We start from the raw sequence: 10,394 nt of genomic DNA, 5'->3' as shown, positions 1-10,394 counted from the left end.
TCTTGGCACTTTAACCCTCTTTTGATTGCGGAATCAAAGAGTTAGATTACTTTAATCCGATTAAAGTGCCCCTACATTTGGGGGAGAGCCTGATAACCTCCAGCCTGAGCTGTAGCTACATGAGCAAGCTTGGCAAAATCAGCTGCTTGCTTCCCATCTTTAAAAGAAAACTCTTTGTAGGGTGAACCTTTGCTATCTTTGCAGTCGAAAACCATTACATTGTTATAACCAACCTTTTTTATAGTTTCTGCTAAATGAATATTGCCTTGCTTGTCTTGATGTTGAGATTTCTCAAAGACAGATTGCATCCCTGCATTCGGTTGAGCCGTAACAACGTTTGGTTGACTCAAATTAGATTTTATAGCTGGCTGTAAAAGATTATTGAGCTGAGATTTATTTAAAACAACTTTATGATAATCTCCTTCTTGATAAGTAGCTACATGAGGAAATTTCTTTGCAAAAAGAGCTGCCTGACTCCCATCCTTGAAAGAAAACGCTTTGTGGGAATCTTTAACATCAAAAACCCATGCATCAGGGTAACCCAACTTATTTGCAGCATTTGCCCATTTGATATTCTCAGCTTTATCTTTTTCCGCGCTTGACTGCAAGGTATGAGCTTCTTTAAAACTTGCCCATTTATTTACTTGCTGAGCACCTTGTTTCTGATGAGGTTTCGGTTCTTCAACACCATACTGTTTGAAAATTGCTTTCCTATTAGTAAACAATTGCTTTTCAACATAACCCAGCTGAGGACCATTGTGGCCTCTGGCATTTCCCTGTTCGTCGATAATGACATAACGAGGCTCACCTTTGTCATTTGCTCCATGTATTTTATAACCGTTGCCATGCTTTTCAACGCCAGTAACGAAATAATCAGTATCAGAGCTTTGGTGTATAAATTTTGATCCTTCGCTTTTCTCTTCAACTGTGCTTGACCAAGTTGGTTTAACATGAGCAACAACCGGTTGAGCGTGAACAGCATTTTGTTTATGTTGAGCTTCTAACTCTTTTGCTAAAATTGCATCCTTAGCAACTACGTGCTTTTTATAATTTTCTTCTGCCTGTTTATCATTAAAAATGGCACATACAAGATTTAGCTTTGAGTCTGGATAATCACGAACGAACCTTTCGAAAGCATTCATTGTCAATCGAGCACTTTTATCAGAGCTATTTTCGAGAAGAGGATGACTCATACCAGCCATAGGAACTATCATGTAATCTAAATCTTTGTTATGAACAAAAGCTTCATAGTACATGTTTTCTACACCGTCCTCGTTTTCTTTACCAACTAAATAAGGAACAGTAAGCATTTCAATTTTATCGATATTATGAGTAGCTCTCATGTCATAAGAGTCACAACTGATAGCATACCCTCTGCCTTCACTCTTACCATAGTTGTCTTTACCATGCTGAGGGGTTTCCATGACTCCAGGAACGCCGTAGCGGTTATATACTTCCGTCTGCAATCCAGCACCGGCTGCATTAATAATTGCTTTGGCAACAGCAAAACCACAACCAGTCAGTAAGTCACCATTATTTGATGTGGCAACAGCTCCCTTTTTTCCTGCCGCTATTCTTATATCCGTTACACCACCAGAATGAATTTGCACGCGCTTAGAAACAACACCATCACCTACAGATTCCAAAGAGGAAGTTTCCTGTTTAGGTGCATAAGACTGCTGTTGACGCCCGTAAAGTCTTGAATGAGGAAATTTTGCGCCACTAGGTGGGGTTGCACCATTCATATTAAAAAGCCAATTTTCAATGTCTTGAATTTTAAATTTCATGATTGCACCATAAAGATTAAAATTTAACCTTATTGTTAATTTTTCTCTCTTACGATGAAGAAAATATGAGATGGTCTACGTATTTTTTGCACTTAAAGTGCTTGTGACGAGGCGATCAACACTCAAGTTAGCAGTACAATGGGGGGCAGGGCCTGACGTATCCCGTCAAATTTTTGTTCAATTACTTCGTTCAATTTAAAACCTTGTTGATTATAAATTATTTCATTTCTGCGCAGGTTGGACATCCGCCTTACCAACAAAGTGATGGAGTAGTTAAAAAATAGATTTCCGCCTTCGCGGAATGACAGAAACTCAAATCAAAATAGGCAATTTAAGATCATAGATAGAGGGTATTAAAAATTCTTTTGTCCAAATATTTGACGGGATGGCTCAGGCCCTGCCCCCATAGATTCTGCTCTTAAAGAGAGGGGATGGAATGAGATGGCCATAGTAAATATAGCAACGAGAGACAGGCATCTTTCTTTTTTGTGTACTGAAGGCTATAGGAATAAATGTAAGGCTATTAGGTTTAATGTTAATGTGGAAAAAGCGTACCCCCCTTCTAATATATAGCTGTGGGGATTTTGTGTATTTGGGTACGACACTGTTATACATCGTAGGACATTTGTAGTGGTTATCTCGGCAATAATTATAATAAAATCAATTGGTTATTATTAAATTGACGGGCTCATAATCCGTTGATCTTGGAAGCAAACCTAGTGTGCAATAATCTCATTGTTCTTGTGATGATTTTTGAGTGGGACAAAAGAATTAGTGGGACATGTTATTTAACGCTGAACTGGAACTGCCCCACATTGTAAATAGGAATATGGGGCACGTGGGGCAGTATTTAGAATACTCTCATCATCCTCCCACATTTTTCCAGTAAGAACGTAACATCTCGGTGAGCCGATTCCCCTAATTCTTGGCTTCTGTGAGCTTTTCCCATCGCTCCTTGGCTCTAACCATCCTGCATTCTTTAAAACGCTAACGACTAGTCTAGGATCAAATCCTTGGCAGATTTCATTTTTGAAAATTTCAGAAAGCAAGCGTAGCCTGGTTGCTTGCAACCAGGATTTCAATTTAATTCCCTATACCTGATTCACCAAAATCACACCCTTAGAACTCTCTACTCCCATTTTTCGGATGTTATATAACTCGTGAAGCCAATTTGATTTTCTATCTCTTAAAGGCTATGTAAAGAAAAGGTGCCGTCCGGCGGTTTTTGATAAATCCCGGTTGCAAGCAACCAGGCTACGCTAGTTAGAAACACTCTTATTGCTTCATTAGCAATATTCAAGCCCTGCCCCTTCCGCCGATCTGACTTCATCATTAGTATAAATCATTGACTTTGTGAATAATTTACTCACATAATTCGTTTTTATTGAATTTAGCAGGAATAGTAATGCGTTTTCTTTCTTTTCTTACCTTACTTTGCATTCAATTGGTGACTATTCCTCTTTGTGCAGCTAGCTATGAACTCAATATAGCGGGACTTATAAAAAATCAGAACATCATTCAAACATTGCGTATCGAAGCAGACGATCTAACCGCAAAAATCACCCTCAACAATGGGCAAACTCTCGATGCTTTAGCAGGTGACTATTGGCCGCCATTCGATGAAACCGCACAAATTTCTGTTGTGGGACCCAATGTGCTATTTAAGTTAATAACTCAAGATGGAAACGAATGGGAGCGTTCGTTCAACTCGCTGAATTTACTTATTTCTAACGTGACTCATGAAGGACGAAGAGAGATAACCTTAGATTTAAATGCTACTCCTGTTAAAAGAATTGGCAAAGAAATCAATAAGAAGAAAACTACCTTTAATTTGGCTCAGTCTCTTTTGAAGGCATTCGTTCTCGGCGCTGAAGGCCAAATCCATTTCAAATTACTAGCTTCCGCCGAGCTCGAAGAAAATACCCATCCATTGATAAAAATTGAGCTTGAGCAGAACGAGCAGAGCTTCTCTTTCGAGCTACAGGATCAACGAGATGATCTAAAAATTGGATCTTGGAAAATTCGTGGTAATGGTTTTGGTCCAGGATCTTTAGTTGAGCTTCTACTGACAGCATTACGAAATATGAGCGAAGAATACCGCAATCAAAATACAAAAACTGATTATGAAGCCATGTTGCAAAATATTTTCTATGGCATTGATTTGTTCTTGGACTTTACAGCTCCCATCTCACAGTGGGACGGAATAACCTTAATCGCCAAAGGTTCTTTTGATTATCAATCGAAAGATTTAGATGCTTTCTCAATGCACTTTAATAATCACTTCCAACTGGAGGCTTATGATGGAAGCTGGAGCACTACATTAGGCAGTAAAACTTATATTTCTGTTGGAATGGAAGATTCTCCGGCCTTAAGCCAGCAATTTATTCTCAGCAATCCAAGCTCTGACGTCGAAAAAACTGCCCAATGGATTCAAACTCATTGGGTCGATCAACTCGCTGCTATGCTTAATATGCCGTCAATAAAATACTATGCCTATTACTCACCTACCTACTTTGGCCAAGCGTTAGTGATGGTTATAACTAGTTTAGGGGAGCTACAAGAAGATGGAACCATCATTTTTACACTCTCCAGAAACTCTCTTGGTTCATTTGAAATTTCTAAAACCAGTGTTTCCGATCTTGGAGCACTGATTATAAAAAAAGTAAAAGGAAAAACTGTCGGCTGGGGTTTTGGTTCTTAGTGGATTACGCGGACAACCTTGAGAGATAGACAGAAAATAATATATATTTATCTTCTTACAGCCTACTTACCGCGCTGAGAGATCCCACTAATTTTATAGATGATATTTTATTTCCTACGTTCCGCGGCTTGTCCGCGGAATCCACAACACTATTTACACAACAAGATATTTTTGAATGTATTGCAGCGTAGCCTGGTGGCGTGCAACCAGGCTACGTAGCTTCTTTTACCAATCCGGGTTTCACACACAGGGTTAATAATCCTGGTTGCAAGCAACCAGGCTACGCTAGCTGTTTTATTTTTTCTCCAGACGCTATATCCTGGAGGGGAAACTCTATACCTTACGGAATCAGGGTTTGAATTTTAAGCGTTACAAAATTCAAACCTTGGCTTCATAGATTCTTTGTGCTTGTTCTATAATAAAACTATTTTTTGAGCCAGGGTACATTCTTTTTTAATGCTTAAAGACAAGGAAAGAGTAATGAATATTTCTACATTGATAATAGGTAGCGTTTTGGTAATTGCCTCGGCCACTGCTGCCTCGGCAACAGACATGAGTAAAAATTGGGCATGCAGCACTAATGCAAGTGCAGCTACCACGGAAGAAGAAAAATCTGCTGAGGTTAGATCGGACAATTCTGCTTCTTCAGCTCTTGGTGCGTTTTCTGCTGCAGCTCAAAATTGTCGAGATTGCACCAAAATTACTTGTGAAGTCGCCAATTAATGTCAATGCATACTGCATCGAATAATGCAGTTGCGTCTCTTTTGTCTTATGATCCGGCTCGAGTTAAAAGCCAGCGTAGCCTGGTTGCTTGCAACCAGGATTTCAATTTAATTCCCTATACCTCATTCACCAAAATCATACCCTGAGAACTCTCTACTCCCATTTTTCGGATGTTGTATAACTCGTGAGCCAATTTGATTTTCTAATCTTTTAAGGCTATGTAAAAAAATAGGTGCCCCGGCAGTTTTTTTGATAAATCCTGGTTGCAAGCAACCAGGCTACGCTGGCTACGCTGGCTATTATTTTAGACTTTTGTTATTGGATTAAGTTCTCTTAACAAACATCTTAGGAGTATGCATTTCGCTCATAAACTCTTAGACTTGCAAAATGGTGAAGATTTTAATTTCTAATCCATCAATTCAATATTACTTTTGATTGAGATAAATTGGGATAGGTCAGGGCTTCTTCTGCCCACCTGGACTTGCACCAAACCAATTTACTTTACTCACTGATTTTATTCATTTTTGGGGATCTAGATTGAAACAAGGCATTACAAAAAAATTAGGACGTTTTATTGTTCTCCTAACACTCTTATCCATTGACTTCATTTATGCTTCGGAAACACCAAAACATACAAGGGAAGAAAATAAGAACCTGCTTGCTGTGTTCCTTGGAGGCACTGAAATAAGAAATTATAATTATTTTACTTACGGTCTGGAATATCACAGAACACTCGCCATCCCTTTTGGTTTTGCTTTGAATGTTGAGAATACTCCGAATAATAAAGAGCAACATCATGAAATTGAAACTATGGGTTTATTAACCTTAAGCTTTTTAAAACACATTACCATCGGCATTGGCCCAGGCATTAAATTTGAAGAAGGAAGTAAAAGTAAGTTCTTGGGAAGAGGAGCATTTAATTATATTTTTAAGATTGGATCCACCATGGAAATAACTCCTAATGTTAATTATGATATTGTGAGCAATGCGCCTAATGAAATAGTTTATGGGATTAAAATTGGTAAACAATTTTGACAATAGAGGCTTCGCGTTTATATCCCTTAAACCATCGCATAATAAGGAATGGAGATTCCTATTGATATCTGCGTAGATTTCAACTTGATATCCAGTTTAATGCATTAAAGGATTAAGTATTCGATGAAAAAAATCATATTCGTTATTTTTTTAGTCCTGAGCCAAAGCGGATGCCAAATAGCTGGTAAAACGAATCCGGTGCCCGCTGAACTGGAAAACGCTGTACAAATAAACGACTTTCCCGATGTGCGAACCGAATTTACCAACTCCTCCAATCCTCTAATCAAAAAGCAATCACTTGAACGGATAAAACAATTAGCCAAAACTTATCCAGGCACGATGTTCCACCAAAAAAATTTTTTTAGCCTGCTGATTATTTCTGGCGGAGGCGATTATGGTGCTTTTGGTGCAGGTATTCTTAATGGTTGGACAAAATCTGGAAAACGTCCTTCTTTTACGACAGTCACTGGAATCAGTACTGGAGCATTAATTGCCCCGTTAGCATTTGCTGGTCCAAAATACGACAAGCCTCTCAAAGAGGTCTATACCACCATCACATCCAAAGATGTCATTACAGACAAACCCATCCTATGGACTCTTGTCACTGGTGGTGAATCGCTAAAAGGAGATAAGCCATTACAGAACTTATTAGACCGTTACATTACCCCTCAATTACTCGATGATATCGCTAAGGGATTTTATCAAGGAAGGCGTTTATATGTCGGTACTACCAATCTTTATTCTAGAAAATTAGTGGTATGGGATTTAACTCGTTTAGCTGCAAGCCGGAATCCAAAGAAAATAATTTTATTCAAAAAAATATTATTGGCTTCCGCAAGTATTCCCGCTGTATTACCGCCTGTCTATATTGATGTTGTTAACCAAGGAAAATCCTACCATGAAATGCATGTGGATGGCTCAACCACCTTTGCCGTTTTTTTAAGTCGATTAGGCTCTGATCTTCATACTGCACGCAGCTATTTCAAATTAAAGCAGAAACCTAATGTAAAAATATTTGTTATCCGGAATAACCAAAATCGTTTTCCTTATAAGATAGTCCAGCCAAAACTACTGTCCATAGGCCGACAAGCGTTGGATAGCGTGCTCGCAGCGCAAGGGAGTGCGGATGTCATTTTCATTTATTTATGTGCCTTGCTACAAAATGTAGATTTTAATCTAACTTATGTGCCTGCAAATTACGTCTCCAAATCCGATGAGATGTTTGATAAGCAGCGAATGAATGAGCTATTTCGCATTGGTTATAATAAAGCAGTTCGCGGCAATTTCTGGGAGAAAATTCCTCCTGATGTAGTTGCATTACATCAAGACAGAAACGTTGTATCTCGGGGTCAGGATTGAATTTTAATCGTTGAATACAAAATTCAATCCCTGCCCCGATAGTTCCATAGATTTACTGTTAAAAACAGTGTGGGAGATACTCTAAGCTATTACTTTATCACAATGTTGTTTTACAGATTGCCAGGCATTATCTCCGACAATTTCTTCAGCTATCTTACTCATTGACAAGAAACAACTTTCAGGTGCCATCAGTTCCACTGTTTTAAACATCAATACACGCTCGTCAAAGTTCATACCTGGCAAATTATTACTCAGCCATTTTCGACCTTCTTCGGGATTATTATAAACTTGAAATGCCATCATCATTCCACCTAATTCTGGGGCAGCAGCAATCTCCCATAAATTTTGAATAACATATTCTTCTTTATCTATATGGCAAAGATAATTGGCAATGAAGCGATTAAGTGCACGATAAAACTCTAACCCTTGTTCCTGGCGTTTCGGGTATTGATTTGTTAATAATTGAATATGCGCAAAATTTTCTTCCAGATTTGATAATTCTTTTTTTAATTCTTCATGTTCATTATCCAGAGTACGGGCAGAACCTGGCATTTTTCTACGTAATAATGGATGGATAAAAATGTCTTCGTGATCAGCATGACTGCGTATATCCCTTAAAAAGACAGCAAGCCCTTCGGCAAGTGGCAAGAGCTTTTCCGGCTCATTATAATTAATCTCGCCTGCATGCATTGCAAGATTGAACATTTGCTTCCGTTGACACTGATGTACATGTGTATAAAAATCAATTCTCATGGGTCTTCCTACCTTAAATTTAAATAATATTGACGTTCCTCGGGTGAAAACTTTTCAATTGCATACCTTAGAGTAGTGCGAGAACAGCGGGCATGATGTAGTTCAAGAAATCGCTTTAACGCAACAATATTTCGCTTACCAACTTCTCGTAACATCCAACCTGTTGCCTTGTGAATCAAGTCTTCCTGATCTGAAAGCAAAATTTCAGCAAGTTTAAGCGCATCTTCAATTTCATTTTGACGAATAAACCACCAGGTAGAGATAATAGCGATGCGTCTATCCCAAAGGCTCTTAGAGTTGGCTAACGTGTAGAGTAATGTTTTTTCACGGTTTAAAAGATAAGGACCAACAACATAGGGAGCGACACCATCTACGCCATCCCAATCGCGAATGGTATGTCGATAGTCAATGTAAAAATTAAAAATATCCAGTTGCTCTTTTTCATCGGCCTTTTTAAACTTTAAGCACAGTATGATATACGCAATGGCGCGTTCCTCATGTACATCCGAACTCATAAGCTCAAGAAGCTGAGTCAGTGAAAGAGTAATGAAATGCTTTGCTATCTGGCGCAGCAAAACTGTCGAAACCCCTAAAAATATATCGTCTTGGGAATTTTTAAAAAATTTACGTATATTGACCGCGCTCGATTTATTTTCGTGCTGGAGTAGCTGCTTTTTTAGAACAATTAATTCACTCATTTTTTTATCTTCAAATTAATAAGCATCCATATTATCAAAAATAAAAATTAATCATTGGAAAAACACGACAATTGCCATTGAGCAGCTGTTTTACCTGGCCAGGATTTGAAGTCATTAATAAAATGAGCTTTGAGATGCAAACCTCACGTTGTTCTCTATAATTGTTGAACCACTGACCTCTTTTGAACAATTGTCTTTTGATGAAATATGCGACATGCTGGAAGGAGCACAAACGAACCCATTGTATTAATACATCGAGCCAGAAAGGTACTCTAGGGAAGACCAGTTAAATAAGGAAGTTCTATGCAAAAAACTATTTATTTTTACAGTAACAATATGAAACTTGAAGGTAAGCTTGAGCTACCTGTCAGTGAATGCTTCGGCTATGTGTTATTCGCACACTGTTTTACCTGTGGGAAAGATATAGCAGCAGCACGAAGCATCTCTAAAGAGCTGGCCCTGAATGGATTTGCCGTGTTGCGCTTTGATTTTACTGGCCTTGGCCGTAGTGAGGGAAATTTTTCTGAAACAAACTTTTCTTCTAATGTAGAAGATTTAGTTGCAGCGGCTGATTTTTTGCGGAAGGAGTATCAAGCACCCGAAATGCTTATAGGTCATAGCCTGGGCGGCGCTGCGGTTTTGCTGGCTGCAAAACAGATTAAAGAAGTCCAGGCGGTTGCGACCATTGGTGCACCCGCAACGGCACAACATGTCAAAGAACATTTTTCTGCTGATTTGACTGAAATAGAAAACAAAGGCAGTGCCAAAGTCAAGCTGGGCCCAAAACAGTTTTCAATTAAAAAACAGTTTCTTGAGGATATTGATCGATATCAGCAAACGATTATAAGCACTAAAGGTAAGGCGTTACTGATTATGCACTCCCCCAGTGATAAAATCGTATCAATTGATGAGGCAGAAAAAATCTATAAAGCCGCCGCTCACCCTAAAAGTTTTATTAGTCTGGATAAAGCAGATCATTTATTGAGTCAGCAAGAAGACGCTCAGTATGCTGCTAAAGTAATCGCTGCCTGGGCAAGCCGATATCTTATTAACTTGTCAGTGAAAGAAAAACAGTCCAAATCAGTTGATAAGGGCCATGTTGTCGTTGAGGAAAAGGATCACATTTTTACACAACGAGTCTACAGTGACGATCACCAGTGGTTAGCAGATGAACCAGAACAAGCCGGCGGACAAAACTTGGGTCCCGACCCTTATGAGCATCTTCTGGCTGCCCTGGGTGCTTGTACAGCAATGACCATTCGTCTTGTTGCTAATAAACAGCAATGGCCATTGGACTCGGTCCAGGTTGAGCTTTCCCATGCGCGCTTGCATCAAAAG

At 38.9% G+C, this 10,394-nt stretch carries 9 protein-coding genes; 4 read left to right on the top strand and 5 right to left on the bottom strand.

From position 1 onward, the window contains the following. Positions 1-71: 71 nt before the first annotated feature. Entirely contained in the window at positions 72-1,787 is a 1,716-nt protein-coding gene (locus tag Lfee_RS13340) for an outer membrane protein assembly factor BamD (protein ID WP_058447495.1), read from the bottom strand. Between the two features lie 1,186 nt (positions 1,788-2,973). After that, positions 2,974-3,120 (bottom strand): hypothetical protein, encoded by a 147-nt coding sequence (locus tag Lfee_RS17110; protein ID WP_156413400.1) that lies wholly within the window; start codon positions 3,118-3,120, stop codon positions 2,974-2,976. A 72-nt stretch (positions 3,121-3,192) separates the two neighbouring features. On the opposite strand from Lfee_RS17110, the gene Lfee_RS13330 reads away from it, so the two are divergent. Further along, positions 3,193-4,488, top strand: coding sequence for a hypothetical protein (locus tag Lfee_RS13330; RefSeq protein WP_058447493.1), 1,296 nt, complete (start codon positions 3,193-3,195; stop codon positions 4,486-4,488). A gap of 413 nt (positions 4,489-4,901) precedes the next feature. Here Lfee_RS13330 and Lfee_RS17105 read toward each other — a convergent pair whose 3' ends face one another. Then, positions 4,902-5,123: a hypothetical protein gene (locus tag Lfee_RS17105; protein WP_156413399.1), complete on the bottom strand. Its 222-nt coding sequence runs from the start codon at positions 5,121-5,123 to the stop codon at positions 4,902-4,904. Between the two features lie 625 nt (positions 5,124-5,748). On the opposite strand from Lfee_RS17105, the gene Lfee_RS13320 reads away from it, so the two are divergent. Beyond that, positions 5,749-6,246, top strand: coding sequence for a hypothetical protein (locus Lfee_RS13320; protein WP_058447491.1), 498 nt, complete (start codon positions 5,749-5,751; stop codon positions 6,244-6,246). A gap of 123 nt (positions 6,247-6,369) precedes the next feature. Further along, positions 6,370-7,605 (top strand): patatin-like phospholipase family protein, encoded by a 1,236-nt coding sequence (locus Lfee_RS13315; RefSeq protein ID WP_058447490.1) that lies wholly within the window; start codon positions 6,370-6,372, stop codon positions 7,603-7,605. 81 nt (positions 7,606-7,686) lie between these two features. On the opposite strand, the gene Lfee_RS13310 is transcribed toward Lfee_RS13315, so the two are convergent. Both Lfee_RS13310 and Lfee_RS13305 read right to left on the bottom strand, forming a co-directional pair. Continuing rightward, positions 7,687-8,358 carry a hemerythrin domain-containing protein gene (locus Lfee_RS13310; protein ID WP_058447489.1) on the bottom strand — a complete coding sequence of 224 codons (672 nt, stop codon included), beginning with the start codon at positions 8,356-8,358 and terminating at the stop codon, positions 7,687-7,689. A gap of 8 nt (positions 8,359-8,366) precedes the next feature. Next, positions 8,367-9,056: a DNA alkylation repair protein gene (locus tag Lfee_RS13305; RefSeq protein ID WP_058447488.1), complete on the bottom strand. Its 690-nt coding sequence runs from the start codon at positions 9,054-9,056 to the stop codon at positions 8,367-8,369. Positions 9,057-9,359: 303 nt separating this feature from the next. Here Lfee_RS13305 and Lfee_RS13300 point away from each other — a divergent pair. Further along, positions 9,360-10,394: bifunctional alpha/beta hydrolase/OsmC family protein (locus Lfee_RS13300; RefSeq protein WP_156413405.1), on the top strand; the 1,035-nt coding region annotated here is incomplete at its 3' end.

This window comes from Legionella feeleii, assembly GCF_001467625.1.
Taxonomy (GTDB): domain Bacteria; phylum Pseudomonadota; class Gammaproteobacteria; order Legionellales; family Legionellaceae; genus Tatlockia; species Tatlockia feeleii.
The sequence above is the reverse complement of the archived record's forward strand: the minus strand, read 5'-3'. Positions and strand labels throughout refer to the sequence as shown.

Bases quoted from the DNA above. Each gene is read 5' to 3' on its own strand.
- Lfee_RS13310 (WP_058447489.1), bottom strand. From the start codon at position 8,358: ATGAGAATTGATTTTTATACACATGTACATCAGTGTCAACGGAAGCAA.
- Lfee_RS13330 (WP_058447493.1), top strand. From the start codon at position 3,193: ATGCGTTTTCTTTCTTTTCTTACCTTACTTTGCATTCAATTGGTGACT.
- Lfee_RS17110 (WP_156413400.1), bottom strand. From the start codon at position 3,120: ATGATGAAGTCAGATCGGCGGAAGGGGCAGGGCTTGAATATTGCTAAT.
- Lfee_RS13340 (WP_058447495.1), bottom strand. From the start codon at position 1,787: ATGAAATTTAAAATTCAAGACATTGAAAATTGGCTTTTTAATATGAAT.
- Lfee_RS13315 (WP_058447490.1), top strand. From the start codon at position 6,370: ATGAAAAAAATCATATTCGTTATTTTTTTAGTCCTGAGCCAAAGCGGA.
- Lfee_RS13305 (WP_058447488.1), bottom strand. From the start codon at position 9,056: ATGAGTGAATTAATTGTTCTAAAAAAGCAGCTACTCCAGCACGAAAAT.